The following is a 23,697-nucleotide window of genomic DNA, read 5'->3' on the forward strand; positions in this document are numbered from 1 at the left end:
GATGCGTACCTTCCCTATTCCCCTGGTGCTGTGCCTGAGCCTGAGCAGTTGCATGATCGGCCCGGATTACCAGCGCCCGGCCACGGACGCTCCCGCGGCCTATCGCTACGCCGACCATGAGGTCAGCGCGTTGTCCAACAGCCTGTGGTGGGAGCAATTCAAGGACCCGGTCCTCGATGAGCTGATTCGCAGTGCACTGGCCGAGAACAAAGACATCAAGATCGCCGCTGCGCGGATCGAGCAGTTCCAGGGCCGTTACGGCCAGGTTCGCTCGCAGATGTATCCGCAAGTCGGCGTCGGCGCACAGGGCGACCGCAACCGGGCGCCCCGGGACAACAGCCCGGTGCCCCTGGACTCCGGCATTGACCCGATCTACAACAGCTACGAGGCCGCTCTGAGTGTCAGCTGGGAGCTGGACATCTGGGGCCGCCTGCGGCGCCTCAACGAGTCCGCCCGGGCCGACCTGCTGGCCTCGGAAGAAGGTCGGCGCACGGTGATCCTGAGCCTGGTGTCGTCGGTGGCATCGAGCTACATCACCCTGCGCGATCTGGATCGGGAACTGGAAATTGCCCGCACTACCGCCAAGGCCCGCGGCGAATCCTACGAGATCTTCAAGCTGCGCTTTGCTGCCGGCACCATTTCCGAAATGGAACTGGCGCAGAACCTCTCCGAGTTCCAGCGCACCCAGGCCTCGATCTCGCAATTCGAGTCCCAGGTGGCACAACAGGAAAACAACCTGGCCGTGCTGCTTGGACGCAACCCCGGCGCTATCATCCGCGGGCGCAGCCTGGCGCAATTGACACTGCCGTCGGTACCCGCCGGATTGCCTTCGGACTTGCTGGAACGGCGCCCCGACCTGCGTCAGGCGGAGCTGAACCTGATTTCCGCCAACGCCCAGATCGGTGCCGCCAAGGCCCTGTACTACCCGTCCATTTCCCTGACCGGGCTGGTGGGCTCGGCGAGCAATGAACTCTCCAACCTGTTCACCGGCCCGGCCGCCACCTGGAACTATGGGGTCGGGGTGAGCATGCCGATCTTCACCGCCGGCGGGATCTCCGGACAGGTGAAACAGGCCGAAGCGATCCAGCAACAAGCGCTGTTGACCTACCAGCAGTCGATCCAGTCGGCTTTCAGGGATGTTGAAAACGCGCTGGTCGCGGCGAGCAAGAGCCGTGAGCAAATGCAGTCCCAGGCCAATCAGGTCGAGGCCCTGCGCACTTACACCAAGTTTGCGCGACTGCGCTATGACAATGGCTACACCAGCTACATCGAAGTGCTGGATGCCGAACGCAGCCTGTTCGACGCCGAGCTGAATTACACCCAGACCCGCGGTCTGGTATTCAGCGCCATGGTTGATGTCTACAAGGCAACGGGCGGAGGTTGGGTAACCCAGGCTGACAAGCTGACGGCGAGCGCCAACGAAAAACCACAATGAACAGGAGGCCGGCAGCTCGCCGGCTTGACCGATGTATCGGTGCAAGCGCGAGCCTGCCAAAGGCCCTATTCGAGAGCAACTGGAGGCTAATGAATGGCTAAGAAAAAACATGATCGTGCGCAGCCTGAACCGGTGGTAGAACCCACCACCCGGCTCAGCCGCAAGGATTACGAAGCGCAGTTGAAAACTCTGCACGTCGAACTGGTCAAGTTGCAGCAATGGGTCGTTGCCACCGGTGCCAAGGTGGTGGTGGTCTTCGAAGGCCGTGACGGCGCCGGCAAGGGCGGCACCATCAAGGCCTTGACCGAGCGCGTCAGCCCGCGGATCTTTCGCGTAGTGGCATTGCCGGCACCGTCGGAGCGGGAAAAATCCCAGATGTACCTGCAGCGGTACATGCCACACCTGCCGTCGGCTGGCGAGGTCGTGATCTTCGACCGCAGCTGGTACAACCGTGCGGGCGTCGAGCGGGTCATGGGCTTTTGCACCGACGAGCAGGTGCAGAACTTCCTCGATCTGGCGCCGGGCTTCGAGCGCCTGATGGTCAACTCCGGTGTCCTGCTGTTGAAGTACTGGCTGGAAGTCAGCCCGCAAGAGCAGACCCGGCGCCTCACGCAGCGCATCACCGACGGGCGCAAGACCTGGAAACTGTCGCCTATGGACATCAAGTCCTATAACCGTTGGGACGACTACACCCGCGCCCGTGACGAGATGTTCGAGGCCACCGACGTCGAATGGGCGCCTTGGTATGTCGCCCGCTCCGAGAACAAAAAGGCCGTACGCCTGAACCTGATCACCCACCTGCTGGAACAGATCCCGTACGAGACCATCAAGCAACCCAAGATCAAGTTGCCCAAGCGCAAGGTCGGTGACTACGAGACCATCAATTACCCCTTCAAATACATCGCTGAACCCTTCCAGGCCTCAGTGTCGGAGGAGTAATCCTGATGAGGTGCCGCCAGGTCGTTTTCGACCTGGCGGTAATGGTTCGAATGTCATTGATCATCTGAACCCACAGGCTATGGGCAAGCCCCTGGAAACACTGGGGCTTGGCGGTTCATAAATTACTGGACTAATCAGTAATCCTACCTACGCTCTTTCCGGGGGGAGATGCATTTAACGGCGACCGGGGGTTCGTCCCAGAGTACCAATACTCAAGCATGGGAACTCGTCATGAACCGCACACGACAACCCACGGCCCTGGCCGCGGCGATACTGATTTCCACACTGGCCCTCCCCTTCACTCTCCATGCCGCCGATAACCCGCCCCCCAACATTGTCGTGATCATGGGCGACGATATCGGCTGGTCGAACATCGGCGTCTACAACCAGGGCATGATGGCCGGCCGAACACCCAACCTCGATACCCTTGCGGCCGAAGGCATGCGCTTTACCGACTACTACGCCGAAGCCAGTTGCACCGCCGGGCGCGCCAACTTCATCACCGGCGAACTGCCGATCCGTACCGGCATGACCACGGTCGGCCAGGCCGGCTCGCCCATCGGCATTCCCGCCGAAGCCGTCACCATCGCCACCGCGCTCAAGGCCATGGGCTATGCCACCGGCCAGTTCGGCAAGAACCACCTGGGCGACCTCAACGAGTTCCTGCCCACGGTACATGGCTTCGACGAGTTCTTTGGCTACCTCTATCACCTGGACGCCATGGAAGACCCGGCGCACCCCAACTATCCGCAGGCACTCCTGGCCACCGTCGGCCCCCGCAACATGGTCCACAGCTGGGCGACCACCACGGATGACCCGACAGTGATGCCACGCTGGGGCAAGGTCGGCAAACAGAAGATCGAAGACGCTGGAACGCTCTACCCGCAACGGATGAAAACCGTCGACGAAGAGATCCGTGACAAGGCGTTCAGCTTCATCGACAAATCCAGGCAGGACAACAAACCGTTCTTCCTGTGGCTCAACCCGACCCGCATGCACATCGTCACCCACCTGTCCGACAAGTACCAAGGCATGCGCAATGCAGACAATGGCTGGTCAGAACAGGAAGCCGGCATGGCGCAGCTCGATGACATCGTCGGCGACGTCATGGCCAAGTTGAAGAAAGATGGCATGGACGACAACACCATCGTGGTCTTCACTACGGACAATGGCGCGGAAAACTTCACGTGGCCAGATGGTGGTCAGACACCGTTCGCCATGGGCAAGGGTACGGTGATGGAGGGCGGCTTCCGGGTACCGGCAATCATTCGCTGGCCTGGCAAGGTGCCGGCCAATCAGGTCGCCAACGGCATCATGTCCGGCCTGGACTGGTTCCCGACCCTGGTCGCGGCGGCAGGCAACCCGGACATCACGGCGCAATTGCTCAAAGGCAAGCAGATGGGTGACAAAACCTACAAGGTGCACCTGGACGGTTATGACCAGACACCGATGCTCACCGGCAAAGGTCCGTCCAGTCGCCATGAGATTTTCTATTTTGGGGAGAGTTCGCTCGGAGCGGTACGCATCGATGACTACAAGTACCGCTTCATTGACCAGCCTGGCGGCTGGCTGGGGGCCAAGCTGACCGTCGACGTGCCAATCCTGACCAACCTGCGGCTGGATCCGTTTGAACGTGCCGGCTGGCCGGAAAACCAGGCCGCCAACGGTTCGCAGCAGTACTTCGACTGGTTCAAGTTCCAGTTCTGGCGCTTTGTGTTTGTGCAGCAGCAGGTCGCCAAGCTGGCTGAAACAGCGGTTGAGTTCCCGCCCATGCAAAAAGGCGCGAGCTTCAACCTGGACTCGGTGAAGGCCAAGATCGAGGCGGCCAGGGCTGCGATGGCCAAATAGATGAACCAATGACGGTGGGCAGGGTTGCCCGCCGTCATTGACTCAAACAACAATAAATAAAGGGTGCTTTCATGCGGTCCAGACTCCCCGGCAAGTATGCATTGAGCCTGACACTGCTGTCGGTGTACTACGCGCAACAAGCGAGTGCCGGCGGTCTCATGCTTTACGAAATCGGCACCGACAACGCAGGCCTGGCCAATGCCGGCGCCGCGGCTCGTGCGCAGGGCCCCTCCACCATCGCCAGCAACCCGGCGGGCTTGAGCTACCTCAAGGGAACCCAGGTCACCGGTGGCCTGCAAGTGCTCTACGGCGACCTGACCTTCGACCGCGACAATGGCAGCAACGTGCCCGGCAGCGGCAGTGGCAATGGCCTGGACCCGATCCCCGGTGGCAGCTTCTTCATCAGCCATGAACTGGACGACAACTGGAGCGTCGGCTTCGGCACCTACGGTGACTTCGGACTGGCGTTCAATTACGACAACGACTGGTCCGGGCGCTACTTCGCGCAAAACGGCAGCATTGCCGGGTTGTCGCTGGTGCCCAGCGTGGCGTATCGCTTCAACGACCAGTGGTCGGTCGGCGTCGGCGTGAAAGCCATGTACGGGATGCTGCAAGCCCAGACCGCGATTGACCGCTCGCCCTTTGGCTTCACCGACCGCGGCGACGGCCAGTTCAAATACGAGGACACCGATTGGGGCTACGGCGCCAATGTGGGGGTGATCTATGCCCCCGGGGCCGGTACGCGCATCGGCCTGACCTACACCAGCCAGGTCGACCTGGATTTCGAAGACCGGCTCAACGTCAAGGGCAACGGCCCCGCGCTGGATCGCCTCAACGGCCTGAACACCGACCTGTCGATGCAAGTCCCCCAGACCCTCACCCTCAGCCTGTTCCAGCCACTGGACCAGCAATGGGCGTTGCTGGCGTCGGTCAACTGGCAGGACTGGTCGGAGTTCGGCGAAGTCGGGGTGCAGGTCGATACCTCGGCCGTCGGTGCCCAATCGACCACGATCGATGCCCACTACAAGGACACCTGGCAACTCGCGCTGGGTGCGCAGTACCAGGCGACGGCGCAACTGCTGTGGAACGTCGGGCTGGCCTATGATTCCAGCGCCGTCTCCGACAGCGACCGGACAGTGACCGTGCCCATGGCCGAATCCTGGCGCATTGCCACTGGTGCGACCTATGCTGTGGACAAGGACACCGACGTGAATGTCAGCTGGGCCATGGTCTGGTTGGGCGACATGACGGTGGACCAGAGCAAATCCATTTCAGGCAATCGAATATCGGGGCAATTCGACAACGCCTGGATTCAAGCCGTGACCGGCAATATGACGTGGCGCTTCTGACGCCCTGAAACCCGAGCAGAACATTTCAATCCATGGAGTAGAACCCTATGAGCTTGTCGCGAAAACTGATCTTTGGCGCCGCCTTGGCCAGCCTGCTACTGGGCGGTTGTACCTCGAAAGTCACCGAGCGGGACCAGTACTCCGGTTTCATGTACAACTACAACGACCTGCAGGAAGTCACCACCACCAGTGGCGAGAAAGCGATGCGCTGGGTCAGTCCGTCATGGAACGCCAATGCCTACGACACCGTGGCGTTCAACAAACTGGAACTGTATCCGGCACCCAAGCCTGATGAGCGGGTGAACCGACAGACCCTGGAAGAACTGCAACAGCACATGAGCAGCGGTGCAAAAGCCGTGCTCGGGCAGAAGTACCGCGTCGTCTCCACCCCGCAAGCCGCACCACCCGGATCAAGGCTCCTGGTGCTGCGCGCGGCGATCACCGGGGTCAGTGCATCCAACGAAGGCATGAAATGGTATGAAGTGGTGCCCATCGCAGCCGTCGTCGGCGGGGTCTCCGCCGTTACCGGCCACCGCGACCAGGACACCGAACTGTTCGTCGAGGCCGAGCTGATCGATGCGAGAAGCCAGCAGACCATGGTCAAGGTGGTCCGCAAACTCTTTGGCGAAACCCTGGAAAACTCCAGCCAGCCAATCACCACCAATGATTTCAAATCGGCGATCGGCAAACTGAACTCCGACATGCAGGCGTTCATCCGTTAACCACCCGCCATCACCCGCGCCACCACCGGGCGGCGCGGGCCTCACCTGAGTTCGACCCCTGGCCTGAAGACAGCCGCACAGGAGGTTCTACGTGAATCATCTACTGGTCGCCTTCATCGTCTTCCTCTGCCTGTTCGGCAGCGCGCTGCTCGGCGCCTATGTGCGCGCACGCCTGCCCTCCCACCACCTGAGCGAAGACTCCATCAGTGTCGTCAAGCTGGCCACCGGCCTGATCGCGACTATGTCGGCCCTGGTGCTGGGACTGCTGGTCTCCAGCGCCAAAGGCACCTTCGACACCGCCAACAACGAACTGGTCAGCACCGCGGCCAAGGTGGTGGAGTTCGACCGTTTGCTGTCACGCTACGGCACGCAAACCGACCCTATCCGCCAGCTGGTCAAACAGCGCTACGCCGAAGTCGTGACGCTGCTCGCCTCGCGCAATGCCACACTGCTGGAACAACTCGACAACCCCCAGACCATCCGCCGCTCCGAAGCGCTGCAACGCGAAATCGAAGCCCTGTCACCGGCCAATGACGGCCAGCGAGCCCTCAAGGCCCAGGCCCTGGCACTGATCGACGAAGTGTTCGCCACCCGCTGGCTGGTGCTGCTGCAGGCCCATGCCTCGATCCCGTTGACGATGCTGGTGATCCTGGTGGCCTGGCTGTCCATCATCTTCGGCTCATTCGGCCTGTTTGCGCCACGTAACGGCACCGTCCTGGCGGTGTTGATGATGTGCGCGCTCTCAGCCTCGGCCTCGATCCTGCTGGTCGAAGAGCTGAACCGCCCCCTCGATGGCCTGATCAGCCTGTCGCTGTCACCGATGCGTGAGTCCTTGACCCGACTGGGTCTGTGACCCGCACCAAAGCGCACCTACCGGACCACCCTCACCGCCCGATGGATCAGGCGCCTTTTTTCCCCTTCGAGACATTGAGCGCGACGGCGGCGCGAATCAGCGCCATGAAGGCGGTTTCATCAATCCCGCCCCCCTCATGCATATCAATGGCGCGCCGGGTATTGCCTTCAAGGCTGGCGTTGAACAGCCCCGCTGGGTCCTCAAGTGCAGCGCCCTTGGCGAAGGTCAGCTTCACCACCTGCTTGTAGGTCTCGCCGGTGCAGAGAATGCCGCCATGGGACCACACCGGAACGCCCCGCCACTTCCACTCTTCAACCACCTCGGGATCGGCCTGCCTGATCAGCGCCCGAACCCTGGCCAGCGTCTCGCCCCGCCAGTCGCCGAGCTCCCTGATTCGCCCGTCTATCCGCTCAGAGACAAAGCCTGCCTCTTGCTCTTCGTTGACCTCGTCCTGCACCGTTTTCATGGTCGTCACCGCCCCCTTTGAAGATGGTTGTCACCCGCTTCAGGGTAGAGGCTGCTCGTGCACCACAGGAGTCTCACTGACTGACGGCTGCCCCACAGGGCATCAACAAACCTGGCGCCCACAAGAAACGAACCCTGCCCAAGGGCAGCGGTCAGAAAAGTGATGGTATTGAGAAGTGACAGCGCTACAGACTCCCGCATTCCACAACGGAGGTTTGGTCATGAGTGCCCTGACAATTGAGGGTTGGTGCAAAGCCGGCGACGACCAGAAGTCTGTCCCGGTGGGGGAAATCCATTTCTACGTCGATGGCCCCCTCCATGTACGCCTGGAACAAGCCGAAGAACGCCTGCAAGAAACCCATGAGCCGGAAGCCATGGTTGACGTCGACATGGACACCATGGACTTGATCGTCCCCGAAGGCTACGGACCCTTGGCCGACTGCCAGATGCGCGTCTACCTGCACCGCGAGCGCGGTCAGTTCCATCTGGTTGGGCACCGGGCCAGCGATGGCAGCCTGATTTACAGCAACGCGGTGCTGATTGATCAGTTGCTTTAAAGACCGCTCCTGGAGAGCGCCAGCGTCAGGTCGAGAGCAGCCGCTTATCAGGGGCTGCTTTCGCCCAGGCGCGGACGGAGGGCTTGCCGTCATCCGTGCATCGCACTGTCGATATCGCAGCGTCTCGTTCGACTATTCGTGAGGGAATGAACCTGATTGATCGCAGTGATTGTAGGCGTTCCTTGTACGAGAACTTTCACGAAGACGAACCTGGAGAAGCGTATGCGCAAGCTCATCGTTGCCGCGTTCACGAGTCTGGATAACGTTATTCAAGCACCCGGCGGGCCTGAAGAAGACACCAGCGGCGAATTCCACTTGGGTGGCTGGATAGTGCCCTACGCCGACAAAGGCATCAGCCAGGCCATACAGGCGTTGTTCTCGCAGCCGTTCGAGTTGCTGCTGGGGCGTCGCACCTACGACATATTCGCGGCGTATTGGCCGCACGTGCAGGCCAATTCGAACAGCCGCACCATCGCTGACCTGTTCAACAACGTGCCCAAGCACGTGGCCACGCATCGTTGCGATACGCTGAATTGGCAGAACAGCCATGCGTTACAGGGAAACCTTGCCGATGCGGTACGCACGCTCAAGCACCAGGACGGTGCCGATCTATTGACGCAGGGCAGTGGCGATCTGGTGCGCCAACTGCTTGCAGCCGGGTTGGTGGACGAGCTTCGGCTGATGATTTATCCCATCGTGCTTGGGCACGGCAAACATCTGTTCGGCGACAACGCACACGCGTCGGCCTTCACGTTGGCGCACTCGACCAGCACGCCGGGCGGTGTGCTGATCACCCGCTACGTGCGCAGCGGCGACGTGCGCACAGGAACGTTCGTGTAAGCGGGATAGGCAATAGTGCCCCGGCAGCCAATCGACCCTCGAACCCTGCCGATGCCAAAACCAGGGAGGTCGCCATCAATCAGCACCGCCGCGGGTCTGGTTCATTCCCACTTAACGGAATCGGCGGATAATGCAACTTGGGCATTGGATCATGGACGAGGTGCCCGCCACCTCTAGTGGGAGACATGCCATGAAACGCACAACCCTGATCGTCGCTGTCCTGATGACCTTCGGCTCGGCATCTGCCTTTGCCGAAGGTGGAGCCGAACGGATGAGGTACTACTTCGCCAACTTCCCGGTGGGCCAACAAGAGGCACAGAGCAAGGCCGACGCGAGCAGAAACAATGAAATCTGGGTGCCGAATGATCAAACCGCACAAGTGACCGAATCCTACAGGCCGGAATAACCGATGGACTGCTGACAGCCGTGCTGCAGAGTCAGCGACAAACGTTCCTTGATCCAGGCATCCGACTGTGTGCCGGGTTGAATCACCCATAGGTTCATGGGTATATCTGAACGACTGTTTTTGGCTGTTTTTGCCCGTCACGACTGGCTGCCGTGGATCGATCGCAGCCAGTGGTGACAGGCAGTTTTGGTGGAAGGGGGGCAGATTTGTTTTTTTCACTCTAGTTCTGTCTAATCAGTCAGTTTTCGAGCAGATAAATAAATCCTCGCTCTTTTTCTCCTTGGAGCTGTGTTCAGGCACCTGTGACTGTCAATCGAGGGTATATTTGCCTTCGACCATGAACGCCGGCTCTCTCCAGTTGGGCCCCCTGACAATTCCGCCCCCACTATATTTGATAAAGCCGGCGTCGCACATGTTCTTGACGAGGTTCAATAGTCCCATATTGTCTGTCACATGCGCCCAGTTGGCTCTATTATACAGGCCATCAAGTTGAGGAAAGGAGATACCCAACTCATTTTTGGTTAGAAATAGAATGACCTCTTCAGGCTTCTCGTTGAGTACAATAGCTTTCATGATGCTCATCGCTTTACCCCTCCTATTTGTTTGTACTCTTTTTCCCTTTGCTTTTCATCCGCCGCTATAGCGCCAGGCGTATAGAGCAACTCAAAGTCGCCCTTTAGCTTGTAGTCTTCCAGTGTTGCGGTGTGAGTGTTATTCCAAATGACACCCTCGTCATTCGGGTATACACCGTCAGCCACCCCTACTGCTCTGAAGCGCTCCAGCTCTACCACTGTACTTTCCTCTCGTGGTAGCCCCTTCATAAGGACTATTGAAAACAACGTAGATTGGCGGCAGGCCACTCTCGCTCGGAAAGCAGTAAATGCAATCCTTGAAGTCCGGCAATTCGACAGCGGGCAAGGGTTCAGGTTGCACGAGCAATGGCGTCAGCGTAATACCCGTGTAAATCGGTACTTCCGCGGGCCGGGCGGGCGAAGTTGTCGAGCTGCTTCCCGGGCGAATGATAGGAAAGCTGAGGGTAATGGGCGGTGTATCGTTTGACGTGAAACTGTAACTGCTGGTCGTCGGATCGAACGCCAGGGCCCGCACTGGCACTTTTGCCGAAATGCTCCCTTCAACCGGGGTTGCAACGAGTCTGTACTGGCTGAGGTCGCCATAGATCCGATAGGGAAGGTCAATGGTTCCTTCGGCAGCGGCGATTTCATTCAGGTTAAACGGCAGCTCCGGCATGAAGGTGCGGCCAGGCAGGCTAAGCGCTGTTTGCGGATAACGTTCGCCGTTGCCAAGGGAGGGTGAGTAGAACAAGGCGCCGATGCCGACGGCAGTAGCGCGACTGAGCAGTGCTTCCCCCAATCTGCTCAACAACTGAATGCCTTTATGGATAGCTGCCTCGAAGGTCCAACCGTTGGCGGTGTGGAGGGTAATGGCACCCACCACGGTTCCCAGCTGTGCGCTTTGGCTAATGGGTAGTCTGAAGGTGTAGGCAGCTTCGCCCCTAGCCAAGGCAGAATGGATTGCAGCGTCTGCCGCTTTGGAGGCGTCTTCCAGAATGGAAATGGCTTCGATAAGGATTCGTTTAACGTAGGCGGCGGTCAGTGACCTCAGAAAGCTTTCATAAAGGCTTCTTGACGCTCCCTCGAAATCTTCTGTATCCACAGAAGCTGCGAACAAATCTGAACTTTCGGTGCTGTCCAGGGACAGAGCATCTATGCCAAAAAACTCTTCCGCCTCGCTCCAGCTTTTGTTCAGCCTGACCCTTTGCAGAAGTTCAACCACAATCGCTTTCTTTTTCAAGGCGACTTCCAGTGTGTCGGGTTGTTGGGTATCAATGGCTGAAGCTATGTGCTTCTCCAGGCCGTTTCGAACATTGGGTCTACTGCCCTGAAAACTGCTCTTTATCTGGACTTGCGCCGAAAGGGCTATTTCCACTAAATTTTCGTATGCGTTGCGAGTGGCTTTGATACTGTCAATACTGTAAGGCGTAGTGACCGCCGGGACAGCACCCTCCCAAAATAGAATGCTGTCGAAGTCTGAAGGAAAGGCCAGAGTTTCTTTGGGTGGGGCAGGCAGAGAGTCAGGCGTTATCAAAAGTGGTGGAAGCGTTATAGGTTCCTGCATGGGGTGCTCCGTGCAATAATATGAGTTCCATGTGATAGACAAGCACCCTAAGTTTTGTCGATATAATTGAGTTATTTCAATTTTAAAATATTGACTGGATTTGTCGCGTGCAGACGCTGGCTTTACGTTGAAGTAATTTCTGAAAATTTCCGTAAAAAGTTCTTACAGCAAAAGTGCCGAATTCACTCTGTTATATGCAGGCTGCGATTTGTAGAGCTTGTCGTGGGCTATTACCCAGCGTGTCCACTCTTTAACTGCTCTGGAAAGAGAACGGCAGCGAAGTAGTCGCCTAACCTGGGCGCTGGGCCCGTTCCGATTCATCCAGGTGCTCCAGCAGCACCGCTATCGTTGCATCCCGCAGCTTGATTGCCTCTGTCCAGCCCGTCCCTTCCGCCAACTGCGGGGGGCAGACGTTGACCTGAATTGCACCGTGGCGCGGGAACCACTGACCGTCGCGCAGTACCCGGCGCGTACCGCGGATTGCGACCGGCAGCAGCGGCACGCCGACACGCGCGGCGAGCACGAAGGCGCCCATGTGGAAGGTGCGCAAGCCTGGCTCGCGGGTAAAGGTCCCCTCGGGGAAGAACACCAGGGGCTGGCCAGCCTGTAGCGCCTCGGCCAGGGGCTCGGTGTCCGCGGCGCCGCGCTGCAGGTCGAAGCGTTCGACGAAGCGGGCGCCGAGCTTGCGCAGGAACAGGCCGGCGATCCACTGGTCAGCCAGTTCGCGCTTGGCAACGAAGCTGAACTGCGGCGGCAGCGCCGCGCAAAGAATGATGCCGTCGAGGTAGCTGGCATGGTTGACGGCCAGCACGCTCACCGAGGATGAAGGCAGACGCTCCAGCCCCGTGACGCTGAACGGCACCCCCGCCAGGCGCACGAACAGCCGTGCGGCCGCGCGGGTAAAGCTGCGGCACCAACGCTGGCGCGGCAGGATCGCGACGCCCAGCCAGGTCAGCGGTGTGACCAGCCAGAACAGCAGCCAGATGTAGGCGGCGTACAGCGCGGCGCGGCAGGTCCGCCAACTGCGGCCGAACTGCCCGCGAACGGCTTGCAGCACCAGGCGCAGTAGCTGGCGCCACACGGCGAGGTGCGGCCGATCCACTTCGCCGCGCTCATACAGTTCGCGGCTGGCAGCACGGCGAATCTTGCCGCTGGAGGTCTTCAGTACGCTATGCGGTGGCGCCAGAACGATATCGTCGGGCGGCACACCGGTGAGGTCGACCACGATGCGGTTGACCTCCTGCTGCAGGCGCTGCCGCGCGGCAGCTTCCTTCTCGTAGCTTTCCGCCAGCACCACCAGGCGCTCAGTGCCGGTGGCCGGGTCAGGACTGCCGAACACTGCGATGCAGCCTTTACGCAGGCCGGGCAAATTGCCGACTGCTGCTTCGACATCGTAGGGGTAGATGTTGCGCCCGGCACGGATGATCAGGTCCTTGGCGCGGCCGGTCAGGTAGACCTCACCGCCGGCCATGTAGGCGAAGTCGAGCGAGTCAATCCAGCCATCGCGCAGCACCCGACGAGTCTCTTCGGGGTTACGGTAGTAGCCACCGGTGGTGGACGGTCCGCTGAACTGCAGGTGACCTTCGCTGCGCTCGGGGAGTTCGACCCCGTTGCCATCGACGATACGAATCTGATGGCCCGGCAGAGGCCGGCCGCTGGAGACGAAGCATAGCGTCGCACTGGCACCCGCCTCGGCGGGCAGTGCATGGCCGCGGGCCTGGAACGCCTCGCGTTGCACCCGATCGATCAGCGGCCCTCGGCCCAAGGGCGGAAAGGCTACACCCAACGTGGCCTCGGCCAATCCATAGACCGGCGCCAGCGCGGTGGGCGCCAAGCCGTAGCGAACGAAGCGTTCGGCGAAGCGTTGCAAGGTATCCGGGCTGACCGGCTCGGCACCGTTGAAGGCCATGCGCCAACTGCTCAGGTCCAGGCCCTCGAGGTCGGCGTCAGCGAGTTTGCTCAGGCACAGTTCGTAGGCGAAGTTGGGCGCCGCCGACAACGTGCCGTGGAAGCGGTCGATGGTCCATAGCCAACGCGCCGGCCGCGCGAGGAAAGCCAGCGGCGACATCAGCACCAGGCTGTAGCCGTAATACAGGCTCCCCAGCCAGGCACCGATCAGGCCCATGTCGTGGTACATGGGCAACCAGCTGACGAACACGTCCTGCGGCCCCACGTTCAGAGCCCTACCCATGGCGCGCAGATTGGCCAGCAGATTGGCGTGGCTAACCATCACGCCCTTGGGCTGGCCAGTACTGCCCGAGGTGTACTGCAGGAAGGCGATGTCATCCGGTTGCCGCGCGGGTGTGATGCACTCGCCCCCCTCACCGGTCAACTCGGCCACGGTAGCAATGCGAGTCAGACTCGGAACCTGCGGCTGGAGCAGTCGGGCGAGCAGCTTCGCTTGTGTCACGGTAATCAGCACTTTGACTTCGGCGTTGCGCAGGATGCCGGCCTGGCGGCGCAGATGATCCTCTATCTGCGACAGACGCAGCGGTGGGTAGATGGGCACCGGCACACCGCCGGCCAACAGAATTCCGAAAAAGCCATGGAGAAAGTCGCGCCCTGTAGGCAGCATCAGGGCCACGGTCTGACCGGCCTGCAAGCCACTGCGTTGCAGCCCTGCGGCAACGGCCAGAGCGTCCTGGTGCAAGGCGCCATAGCTGATGTCCTCCGGCTGCTCACTTTCATCCAGCAGGCGCACATGGGGATGTTGCGGCTGATGGCGCACATGCCATTCCAGCACTTCGATCAAGGTCCGCGCGGTGTCCGGCGTCTGCCCCATTGCTGTCGGGGCCTCGCTGGAAGGCAACGGGCGTGCCGCCTCGGCGCCAGGTCTGCTGCGCAATACACGCAGTACATCGGCGGGAGTGTCTGCCGAGGCGAACAGGGTTTCCGGCAAGCGCACAGCGAACTCGTGCTCGATACGTGACCAGAGCTCGACCCGGGCCAGGCTGTCTACGCCCAGGTCCCGGTCCAGCACGCTGGACAAGGTGACGTGCAACCCTTCTGCCGCCTGCGGACGCAACTCGACCACCGTGCGCTGGACAATTTCGAGCAATTTTTCTGCGTCCCCATCGGAGCGGGGAACGGCGCGGGTTTCTGGAGGCGGACGAGACATCGGCGGCCCCTCATGACAGGCACTCGGTGTAGATCCTTGCCAATTGCCATTATGCGCCTATGGCGGTAACTGGGAATGCCATCTTCGACTGCAGAGCTCGCAGGATGTGTAGGAGCGAGCTTGCTCGCGATGGACTCCAGAGCGGCACGTTTAATCAGAAAACACGCGTTATCGTTAACGTCCATCGCGAGCAGTCGAGCGTCGACCGGCTGCTCCTACTGATATTAGGGCTAGGCTCTTAAGGACCCAGCGCATACAGAGACATCACCATGCCAGCCAGCCTTGCCCCCGGAGTGACACGCCGAGAAATCTGGGCTTGGGCGATGTTCGATTTCGCCAACTCCGGCTACACGACGGTGGTGATCACCGCCGTGTTCAATGCCTACTTCGTCGCGGTGGTCACCGAGGGCGAAGCCTGGGGTACGCTGGCCTGGACCAGCGCCACTACCCTCTCCTATGTCCTGATCATCCTGACCGCGCCGCTGATCGGCGCCTACGCCGACGCCTTCGCCTGCAAGAAGCGCCTGCTGCTGTTCAGCACGGTCGGTTGCGTCGCCTTCACCTCTGGACTCGCGCTGGCCGGACCAGGGGAGTTCGGTGTCGCGATCCTTTTCATCGTGCTATCCAACTTCTGCTTCGGCAGCGGCGAGAACCTGATCGCCGCCTTCCTGCCCCAACTCGCCCGTGCCGATGCCTTGGGCAAGGTGTCCGGTTGGGGCTGGGGGTTCGGCTATATCGGCGGTCTGGTCAGCCTGGGCGCCTGCCTGGCCTTCGTCAGTTGGGCCCAGGCGCAGGGCCAGACTGCGGCGCAGTTCGTGCCGGTGTGCATGCTGATCACCGCAGCCTTGTTCGCCGTAGCCAGCGTACCGACCTTCCTGTTCCTGCGCGAACGTAGCCAGCCGCAGCCCGGGCGCGGCGACACGCCTATTGCGCAAGCGGCGCTAGCGCGCTTCGCGCAGACGCTGCGAGAGGCCGATCGTTATCGTGACCTGCTGCGCTTCCTTGCCTGCACCGTCTGCTACCAGGCCGGTATCTCGGCGGTGATCACCCTGGCTGCCATCTATGCCAATCAGGTCATGGGCTTCAATACCCAGGACACGCTGCTACTGATCTTCGTGGTGAATATCACGGCCTCCATCGGCGCCGTGCTGTTCGGTTGGCTGCAGGATCGCCTCGGCCATCGCGCCACGCTGGCACTGACATTGCTGGGCTGGCTCGGCATGGTCGGTCTGGTCTGGATTGCGCACGGTCCCGGGCTGTTCTGGCTGGCGGCCAATCTTGCCGGTCTGTGTATGGGCGCCAGCCAATCGGCCGGCCGCGCGATAGTCGGTCTGCTGGCGCCGCCGAACCGCCTGGCGGAGTTCTTTGGCCTCTGGGGGCTGGCAGTCAAACTGTCGGCAATCCTCGGCCCCATGACTTACGGCCTGACCAGTTGGCTGTCCGGTGGCGATCACCGCCTGGCAATGCTGATCACCGGTGGCTATTTCGTTGTCGGCCTGCTGATCCTGGCTGGCGTCGACCTCAAGCGCGGACGGCAGGCAGCTTTCAGCCATGCCGAGAATCTCGAAAAGTGAGAGGGACCGTCCATATCGAGTCAGTTATCACCTAACGCGACTGCCTCAATTCGGCTGTGGATTCAAACGGCCAGGTCCCCTTATTGGTCGGACTTCCTGCTATCGCGCATGCAGCGGCTGTAATTGACCCGCGCGCATTTTCCAGGCGCGGTTGATCGGGCTCTCAGGCTTCAATGCAAGGCGCTCGGCAACCAGTGCCTCGGCAAGTGTGCGGTTGCCAAGGCGAATAGCGGCTTCGGTCAGCGTCCATGAGAAGACATCACGCTGCGCGTGACTACCGCCGAAGCGGTTGGCTTTGGCTCGTAGCGGCATCAACGACGCTATAGCCTGGGCGTAATCCCCACGACCAAACGCCACCAACCCTTCGCACGCCGGCACACCAATCTCTCTACTCATCATGGCGTTGGTACCAGTGCCAGCAGCGGCCCGCTTCAGGGTATCCAACTGCTGAGTTTGTGCACGGCTGTTTCCAGAACCCACGAATGACATCATCGCGTTCACGTCGTTAAAGGCGTAGAAGCCGTCTTCACAACGGGACTCCCATCTTTCGGCCAGTCCTTTCCACCGATCTCCAACGTCATGACCGAGCAGAGAGAGTCTCCAGAGCAGCGCTGATCCATCAAGTAGCTCAAGCGCTTGACCAAATCCACCCGCTGAAATGTCCTCATCAAAGAGACGAAACGCGCCCGCCACATCATTGGCCTCAAGGAGGAATAGCGCTTGGTGCCACCACAAATGGAAGGCAAACATGCTATTGGGAGCCCAAGCACTGGCGCTGGATGAAAGATACTTGGCCCCCTCTTCGCTACGGCCCTGCATTTCCATGACATGGGTGACGGCATGCACTGCCCAGCCATCCTGCGGGTTCAAGGCAACAGCCTCGCGCCCCTGCTCTTCGGCCTGCCGGTAATCCCCTGCCTCTTCCAGGCCAAAGGCATACATCCCTTTCACAAAGCCAAAGCCAGGAATCTGGTTATCCCAGCGCGGCATCACACGAGCCACGCGATCACGTAGCATGTGCGAGTAACCTAGGTAGAAGTCGCCCAAATGGGCGAATTGCAGGGCCAGCAGATCGCGAGGGTGCTCCATCGAAACACGCCCCCAGGTTTCGATTGCCCGCTCCCAGTCGCCGTCGAACCAAGCGCGTACGGCATGGATATGCTGCCGCTCGCGATCATTCGCTTTCGGTGCCAACCGCTCTGCCGCGTCCAAACTTTTGAACAGCTCTGAGTCAAACGCTTTGTCGGTCGCAGTCGCAATCGCGCCAGCACGAAAGGCGTGGGCCAGCGCAAAATCCGGGTGCTGCGCGATAATTTTGTCAGCCGCCGCCAGAGGATCGGCCTGGTAGGCATGCAGCAAGTCGCAAGCGCTATCCAGAGCATCGATCGCCTCCTGCACGCCATAGGAAACAGGATTGCCACGCTTGTCGCGTTTGCTCATGATTTCCTCCTGACCACGCCCTAAGGGCATACATGATCGAGATGTGAAGATCGCTCTCGATTGTCCCCCCGAATGTGGCTCAGAGACACTTTCCCGACGAAACGTGAATGGCTGCTTCTGGTCCAGGCTGTGTAAAAACGCCTGCATCATTTTTTAGGTCTGCGTTGCTACGTGAAATCTGCCGGAGTTCTGGTCAAATCAAGACCTGAAATTTGCGTGGGATCGCGTTATTTGACCCGATTCAGATCGCCGTTACTGGTCGAGAACGTTTTTACACAGCCTCGGTCGATTGCGGCCAATCATGTGTGTCCATATACGGACTGTGAATGACCTCCCTGCATTGGACAAACACGGACTTAAAAGAGCCCGCTCAGCAAATCGCCCCCCAATGCGCCAAGTCCGTTAATCTGCCCCAAGGGCAGACGCAACACCGTCTAATCTAAGTAGGGCGCGGCCACAAACACGCCTCGAGCCTCTTGATACAGGGGAAACAGGATGACCGGAAAAACAGCGCGTCAATACTCGTCATGGGTCCTACCCTCCCTGCTCGCCATCAACCTGGCGCTGACAGCAGGATGTGCTGGCAAAACTGCCACGGCTCGCTCTTCGGCTTCAAGCACAGGCTCAAACTGCTACGCAAAAGCGCTTCCCACTGCCGGCGAGGGCGCCCTGGCTTGGGGCTCCACCTTGAGCATGGCTCGCAAAAAATCCATGGATAATTGCATACGCTATGCCGGCCGATCCGGTGGCACGCCGCATACCTGCCAAGTGGTATTGGCGGAGTGCAAACATTAATAGAATTGCTCAAACTAACCTGGCTGTCGCGCTGCCCCATACAGCATCACCCTTGATTCAGCGCCGGATCGTCCGCGTTGGGTCGGTTGCAGCCCTTCGCAACCGGCAGCCATAGGCCGACAACAGCCACTCATGCCCGTACCTGAAGTACTTGTCCTATGCTTGCGTCCACCCAACGACTCCGGACATCGAAATGGCCGCCTCCGAATCCACCCTCCTCCAAAGCTGGCACCACAACGCCCAATCCTGGATCGAAACCATCCGCACCGGCGCCCTGGAAAGCCGCCTCAAGGTCACCGACCAGGCCATCCTGCTGGCGGTGCAAGGCCGCCAGCCCGAGCACGTACTCGATCTGGGCTGCGGCGAGGGCTGGCTGTTGCGTGCGCTGGCTGAACGAGCCATCAAGGCGGTCGGTGTGGATGGCGATGCGACACTGGTCGAGGCGGCACGGGCCGCAGGCTCTTGGCCGGTCCATGTGGCGAGCTATGAGGAGCTGGTGGAGGCGGAAGTCGACATCGGCAGCGACTACGATCTGGTCTGCGCCAACTTCTCCCTGCTGCACCAAGACATCATCCCTTTGCTCGCTGCCTTGAACGCCCTCCTCGCCCCTGGCGGCGCGCTGATGATCCAGACGCTGCATCCGTGGACCGCTGCCATGGGTGACTATCAGGATGGTTGGCGGGAAGAGACCTTCGCCGGGTTCAAGGGGCTCTGGCAACCCATGCCGTGGTACTTCCGGACCTTGTCCAGTTGGCTCAATGCGCTGGACATGTCCGGTTTTCGTCTGGTTAGCCTGCAGGAACCGCAGCACCCGCAAAGTCCTGTGCCGCAGTCGTTGCTGCTGGTGGCCGAGCGGCGGGATTGAGCGATCGATTGGATCTGCCTACGAAACCAGAGGCGATTCATCATGCAGGTTATTTGGATCCTCGCAACAGAATCGATAAGCTTGCCCACGCCCCGCAGAGGCCATCTGTGCCGCGGACATGTTCTTATATTCCAGGAGTTCCACAGACATGAACGTCTCGTTTCGCCCTCATTGGCTACTCGCCCTCGCGCTTCCCCTTGCACTCATCGCCTGCGGCAGTGACGAACCTGAGCAGCGCACCGCATTCACGAAGTTCCTGCAAACCCGCATCGTCGACAAACCCGGTGTCCACGTACCTCAGTTGACGTCGGATGAGTCGAAGGCGTTTGGCGAATACACCACTCATTACGCGGTGATCACCGACTTCAATGGCGCAATGGACGCCGTTGTGAAACCCCTCGGCAACCTTGTTCAGAAGGGAGCGGTGCGCTCGTTGAGTGATGTGATTTCACGCCGTGACGACATCAAGATGGTGCAAAGCGGCCTGAATGACATGGGTGTACAACTCCAGCAGCAACGGGCAAAAGCCGATAGCGCCCATGCCCAACTCAAGCAACCGGAAGACTTGAAAGCCGTGTACGACAAAGCCTACGACAAGACCGTCAGCGTACCCGCCAACACGTTTCTGGAGGTGCTGCCGCAAATCGACAGCACCTTGGACAGCAGCCTGAAAGTGGCCGATTACGTGACTGCCCACAAGGCGCAAATCGAAATCAATGGCCCGGTGGTCAAGGTGCAGGACCCTAAAGTGCAGGCGGAGTTGAATGCGTTGCTGCACGACTTGAACGCACAGGCCAAAACCGTTCAACAGGCCCAGGCTCGCCTGCAGACCGTGATGCTCGGCCGCTAGACATCGCTCCCCAAATGCCCGTCCCGCCCAGTGAAACGCCCCTGAGCTCTCACTGGGCACCTGACGGAGACCCTTGCCATGAGCCCGGCAGACGTCGTGAGCGTTGATCTACTTAACAGTGCTGAATGAATGGCAGCTGTCGATAGCGGCTGTATGGCTGTACGCTGAGTTCTCCTCTTGCCTGCCAGCCCCCGTCGACCTGAAGCGCGCCACCTTGAGCGGGTGCAACGCAATACATCGGCAACGGCTAAACTTTTGCGAATGAACCTTGTCCCCCCAAGGAGATTTCCATGAGCACCGCCACCCTGTCCGAACTCGATGCCGCCCTGCCCCGTTTGGCCTGCAAGATTCGCGTGCTGGATGCCCTGGCGTGGCCGGATGGCGTCGAGGAAGTCTTCCTGGCACATTGGCGTGGCGGGCATGCGGAGTTGCCCAAAGTCGAGCTGCGCCCACGCAGGCACAGTGCCGAGATCGCCGCCCTGGAAGCCTTTGCTGGCCGTTGCGATGAGGGGCATCCGGCCGGGAACTACCTCGCCATGACAGCGCGTAGCTATGCCACCGCCGGACGCATGCTGAATGCGATTGGCACACCGGCCTTTACTCAATACTCGTCAGCGCTGTATCGGCGCCCGGATTTCTATTACACCCGCCTGAAACTGAGCATGCTGGACGCGGCCCATTTCTTCCTCAAGACCACCGACGCCCTTCTGGGCGGCGTCCAGATTCCACCGAGCCTGGCCGAGATTCCGGCCGAAGCCTTTGCCGCCTGGATGCAGCCGGAACTGGACCGCTTCTTCGGTGCGGGCCGGATCACCGTCATGCTCGATCCGACCCTGGCCGCCAAGGCCATCGCCGGGGCGAGCCGCATCCGCCTGCGTGCCAGCGCCCTGTTCTCGGAGCTGGACAAGAATCAGTTGTTGCAGCACGAGGCCTTTGTGCATGTCGCCACGGCCCAAAACGGCGCGCGCCAACCCAATCTCAAAAGCCTGGGCCTGGGGGCGCCACGCACGACCCAAACTCAGGAGGGCATTGCCACCCTGGCCGAGCTGTTCACCGGCAGCATGGACATCAACCGCCTGCGTCGCCTCGCCCTGCGCGTGCTCGCGGTCCAGCAAGCGCTGGATGGCGCCGACTTCATCCAGGTATTCGAAGGTTTCCTTGCCGCCGGTCAGTCGCAAGAGGAGTCCTTCCGCTCGACCCAACGGGTGTTTCGCGGCGCGGACCTGCATGGCGGCTCGGCGTTCACCAAGGATGCCGCTTACCTGACGGGTTTGATCGGCGTCCATACCTTGCTGCGCATCGCGATCCGCGACAACCGCCCGGAACTGGTAGGCCATTTGTTTTCCGGGCGCCTCAGCCTGGGTGATACCGTACGCCTGGCGCCACTTTTCGAGTCCGGCTGGCTCCAGGGACCGGTCTATCTTCCAGCCTGGGCCTCGGACCTGCGCCTGCTCGCCGCCAACCTGGCCTTCTCTGCCTTTATCGCCCGGATCAAGCTCGACGTGCTCGACCTGGAGGTGCTCATGGCATTCGCAGACGAGCACGAAGCCGATGCCAGTGCCTTGTGATCAGAGTGCCCGTGCACCGAGCCATTTTGGTTTCAGGGATGCACCTCAGCGACTGCTTCTGGCTATTTTCTGCCCTGCACGACTGGCTGCCATGGGTCGGTTGCAGCCCTTCGCGACAAGCAGCATTCGGCCAGAAGCAGACCTTCATTTTTCGCTTTGGTACGAGATGCGACCACTGACCCAATTGTTTTTCCTTCAGACCTAGCGCTACCTTCGTCACAAGTGGAACACTGTAAACAAATGGACTTGCCACCGTGGTGTATTCCCGTCGGCAAATAATCTGATAGGAAGCCGAGGGGAAAAGTGGACTTTAAAGAAGCATTCATCTTAGTAATGGATCTGGCTCACGCCATGCCTGCGCTATTCGACAAGGTCGAAATAGAACTCGCCTTTGGTGACGCTAATCCCTCCATCGGCGACTGGTCGGACCCAACCAACCTAGGAATGCTCGTAACCGGCGATGGAGTTGGTTGCAAGAGCGGCGTGTACTTTTTTGGCTCTCCTGAAAGCGAAATTCTGTACATCGGAAAGGCAACCAAGAACAACCTTCACCATAGAGTTTGGGACCATGTTAAGACGCCCAATATCCGAGAAGACGGAAGGCGAACCTTTCCCAATCACCGGTTCACCGGGTTTGAGCAAGCCAAAAATCAAATGCCCCACGTTCTAAGCGGCGAAGCACGGATTGCAGTCGTTACGGTCTCTGACCCAGAAGTAGTATCCCTCATTGAGGTCTATCTACATACGGCCCACAAAAAACGGCACGGTACTTTGCCAGCTTTCAACAGACAAATTGGATAGGCGCCTAACTGGCGGTCCTGGTCGCTCGTTGGGACAGGCTAACTATATTGGATCATCAGCGGACAATCGTATCTGACCGTTTTCGACTGTGAGTCCAACTATCGCAAGAGACTGCAATCGGTCAAAAGCAGCCTATTGGATGCGTCCAGGAAACCAGAGGCGATTCACAGGGCGGATTTGAGTAATCACATTTAAGGATAAAAATGAACAAAAGCACGGTCCGTTTTACACCTTGGGTTGGGGCCCACTATGAGAGGGGTTTTTGCGGTTTACGCATTCTCTTAGTGTGCGAGTCTCACTATGGAGGTAAGGAGCACGAACGCCCAACAGTCACTCCCGAGATTGTGAAAGCCCTTGCTTTAGGCGAGAGACATCCCCAGGCAACCAAGAAGCTTCGGCGGCATCCACACTTCACAAAAATTATGGCTGCGGTCCAGAACGTCAGACAAAGCTTCTCCAACGCACAAAGAAGAGACTTTTGGGGTAGCGTTGCCTATTACAACTTCCTGCAGGAGTTTCTACGCGACAGCCGTGTTCCGCCACCGCCGGGTGCTTGGGAAAGGGGTAAGAGACCATTTGCCGAAGTCTTGGATGTGTTGTCACCAGATTTGATTGTTTGTTTTAGCGCACGTAACGGTACTCTGATTCAGTCACTAGCTGGTGATATTCCGGTGGCTGTGGTGAATCATCCCTCTTCACGGTTTGCATACTCTAAAGTCAATCCAGTTATCGCTACACATATCGAGATGGCCCTAGTACGGAAAGCTCAACTATCAGCGTTCACAGGTACTACTCCCTTTTATCGCTGGCGCGAGGCTACAACTTCTGCCTTGCCCACCCCGGGCCCGCATCTTTCAAAGGTGGACAAGATCGCGCTCCTTGCGGAACGAAGGCTATCAATGGGGGCGGTTGACGAATCTTCACTGACGTAGAGCAAATGCCGTCAGAGTGAACCGTCCAGGGAATTATAGGCATGCATATTTGAGGAACAGCAGCTTGGCCCGGACGACCGTATATGGACTCCCCCTCATTGCAAGCCCCGTTGCTTTGGCGCCCGTGCCGACTGCACACGTATATTCGGCCTCTAAATACGGCATCGTTTCGATGCAGGGCCATGATGGGCTATTCGCGCGCCG

The 23,697-nt window shown here is 59.7% G+C and carries 21 protein-coding genes; 16 read left to right on the forward strand and 5 right to left on the reverse strand.

The window, feature by feature from the left end; all coding sequences use genetic code 11:
- Position 1 precedes the first annotated feature (1 nt).
- From CKW29_RS02970 to CKW29_RS02995, 6 genes are all read left to right on the forward strand, one after another.
- Complete coding sequence (locus CKW29_RS02970) at positions 2-1,435, forward strand: efflux transporter outer membrane subunit (protein WP_095147421.1); 1,434 nt, start codon at positions 2-4, stop codon at positions 1,433-1,435.
- Positions 1,436-1,528: 93 nt separating this feature from the next.
- Positions 1,529-2,374, forward strand: coding sequence for a polyphosphate kinase 2 (gene ppk2, locus CKW29_RS02975; protein ID WP_095147422.1), 846 nt, complete (start codon positions 1,529-1,531; stop codon positions 2,372-2,374).
- Between the two features lie 231 nt (positions 2,375-2,605).
- The gene (locus CKW29_RS02980) at positions 2,606-4,222 is read left to right on the forward strand and encodes an arylsulfatase (protein WP_095147423.1); all 1,617 of its coding nucleotides are present in this window, start codon (positions 2,606-2,608) and stop codon (positions 4,220-4,222) included.
- A 71-nt stretch (positions 4,223-4,293) separates the two neighbouring features.
- On the forward strand, positions 4,294-5,571 hold the full coding sequence (locus CKW29_RS02985) for an OmpP1/FadL family transporter (protein WP_095147424.1): 1,278 nt from the start codon (positions 4,294-4,296) through the stop codon (positions 5,569-5,571).
- A 47-nt stretch (positions 5,572-5,618) separates the two neighbouring features.
- The gene (locus CKW29_RS02990) at positions 5,619-6,293 is read left to right on the forward strand and encodes a DUF3313 domain-containing protein (RefSeq protein ID WP_095147425.1); all 675 of its coding nucleotides are present in this window, start codon (positions 5,619-5,621) and stop codon (positions 6,291-6,293) included.
- 91 nt (positions 6,294-6,384) lie between these two features.
- Entirely contained in the window at positions 6,385-7,146 is a 762-nt protein-coding gene (locus CKW29_RS02995) for a DUF4239 domain-containing protein (protein ID WP_095147426.1), read from the forward strand.
- Positions 7,147-7,192: 46 nt separating this feature from the next.
- Here the strand turns inward: CKW29_RS02995 and CKW29_RS03000 are convergent, their stop codons facing one another.
- Complete coding sequence (locus CKW29_RS03000) at positions 7,193-7,612, reverse strand: DUF1801 domain-containing protein (protein WP_095147427.1); 420 nt, start codon at positions 7,610-7,612, stop codon at positions 7,193-7,195.
- Between the two features lie 220 nt (positions 7,613-7,832).
- On the opposite strand from CKW29_RS03000, the gene CKW29_RS03005 reads away from it, so the two are divergent.
- The 3 genes from CKW29_RS03005 (at position 7,833) to CKW29_RS03015 (ending at position 9,414) form a co-directional block, all read left to right on the forward strand.
- The gene (locus tag CKW29_RS03005) at positions 7,833-8,168 is read left to right on the forward strand and encodes a hypothetical protein (RefSeq protein ID WP_095147428.1); all 336 of its coding nucleotides are present in this window, start codon (positions 7,833-7,835) and stop codon (positions 8,166-8,168) included.
- Positions 8,169-8,390: 222 nt separating this feature from the next.
- Positions 8,391-9,008: a dihydrofolate reductase family protein gene (locus CKW29_RS03010; RefSeq protein WP_095147916.1), complete on the forward strand. Its 618-nt coding sequence runs from the start codon at positions 8,391-8,393 to the stop codon at positions 9,006-9,008.
- Between the two features lie 190 nt (positions 9,009-9,198).
- Positions 9,199-9,414 carry a hypothetical protein gene (locus CKW29_RS03015; RefSeq protein WP_095147430.1) on the forward strand — a complete coding sequence of 72 codons (216 nt, stop codon included), beginning with the start codon at positions 9,199-9,201 and terminating at the stop codon, positions 9,412-9,414.
- 309 nt (positions 9,415-9,723) lie between these two features.
- Here the strand turns inward: CKW29_RS03015 and CKW29_RS03020 are convergent, their stop codons facing one another.
- From CKW29_RS03020 to CKW29_RS03030, 3 genes are all read right to left on the reverse strand, one after another.
- On the reverse strand, positions 9,724-9,996 hold the full coding sequence (locus CKW29_RS03020) for a hypothetical protein (protein WP_095147431.1): 273 nt from the start codon (positions 9,994-9,996) through the stop codon (positions 9,724-9,726).
- Between the two features lie 168 nt (positions 9,997-10,164).
- Positions 10,165-11,550 carry an S-type pyocin domain-containing protein gene (locus CKW29_RS03025; protein WP_256584821.1) on the reverse strand — a complete coding sequence of 462 codons (1,386 nt, stop codon included), beginning with the start codon at positions 11,548-11,550 and terminating at the stop codon, positions 10,165-10,167.
- Between the two features lie 289 nt (positions 11,551-11,839).
- Positions 11,840-14,668, reverse strand: a complete 2,829-nt coding sequence (locus tag CKW29_RS03030; RefSeq protein ID WP_177452379.1) for an AMP-binding protein — start codon at positions 14,666-14,668, stop codon at positions 11,840-11,842.
- A 269-nt stretch (positions 14,669-14,937) separates the two neighbouring features.
- Here CKW29_RS03030 and CKW29_RS03040 point away from each other — a divergent pair, with 269 nt between their 5' ends.
- Positions 14,938-16,242: an MFS transporter gene (locus CKW29_RS03040; protein ID WP_095147918.1), complete on the forward strand. Its 1,305-nt coding sequence runs from the start codon at positions 14,938-14,940 to the stop codon at positions 16,240-16,242.
- Positions 16,243-16,341: 99 nt separating this feature from the next.
- Here the strand turns inward: CKW29_RS03040 and CKW29_RS03045 are convergent, their stop codons facing one another.
- On the reverse strand, positions 16,342-17,682 hold the full coding sequence (locus tag CKW29_RS03045; RefSeq protein WP_095147436.1) for a tetratricopeptide repeat protein: 1,341 nt from the start codon (positions 17,680-17,682) through the stop codon (positions 16,342-16,344).
- A gap of 495 nt (positions 17,683-18,177) precedes the next feature.
- On the opposite strand from CKW29_RS03045, the gene CKW29_RS25965 reads away from it, so the two are divergent.
- From CKW29_RS25965 to CKW29_RS03075, 6 genes are all read left to right on the forward strand, one after another.
- Entirely contained in the window at positions 18,178-18,477 is a 300-nt protein-coding gene (locus CKW29_RS25965; protein WP_095147437.1) for a hypothetical protein, read from the forward strand.
- A gap of 193 nt (positions 18,478-18,670) precedes the next feature.
- Complete coding sequence (locus tag CKW29_RS03055; RefSeq protein ID WP_095147438.1) at positions 18,671-19,342, forward strand: bifunctional 2-polyprenyl-6-hydroxyphenol methylase/3-demethylubiquinol 3-O-methyltransferase UbiG; 672 nt, start codon at positions 18,671-18,673, stop codon at positions 19,340-19,342.
- Positions 19,343-19,490: 148 nt separating this feature from the next.
- Positions 19,491-20,192 carry a DUF3053 domain-containing protein gene (locus tag CKW29_RS03060; protein WP_095147439.1) on the forward strand — a complete coding sequence of 234 codons (702 nt, stop codon included), beginning with the start codon at positions 19,491-19,493 and terminating at the stop codon, positions 20,190-20,192.
- 290 nt (positions 20,193-20,482) lie between these two features.
- Positions 20,483-21,760 carry a flavohemoglobin expression-modulating QEGLA motif protein gene (locus tag CKW29_RS03065; protein ID WP_095147440.1) on the forward strand — a complete coding sequence of 426 codons (1,278 nt, stop codon included), beginning with the start codon at positions 20,483-20,485 and terminating at the stop codon, positions 21,758-21,760.
- Between the two features lie 303 nt (positions 21,761-22,063).
- The gene (locus CKW29_RS03070; protein WP_176465372.1) at positions 22,064-22,561 is read left to right on the forward strand and encodes a hypothetical protein; all 498 of its coding nucleotides are present in this window, start codon (positions 22,064-22,066) and stop codon (positions 22,559-22,561) included.
- Positions 22,562-22,764: 203 nt separating this feature from the next.
- Positions 22,765-23,493: a hypothetical protein gene (locus CKW29_RS03075; protein ID WP_095147441.1), complete on the forward strand. Its 729-nt coding sequence runs from the start codon at positions 22,765-22,767 to the stop codon at positions 23,491-23,493.
- The last annotated feature ends 204 nt before the right edge of the window (positions 23,494-23,697 follow it).

The organism is Pseudomonas sp. Irchel s3a18 (assembly GCF_900187535.1).
In the GTDB taxonomy this organism is placed as follows: domain Bacteria; phylum Pseudomonadota; class Gammaproteobacteria; order Pseudomonadales; family Pseudomonadaceae; genus Aquipseudomonas.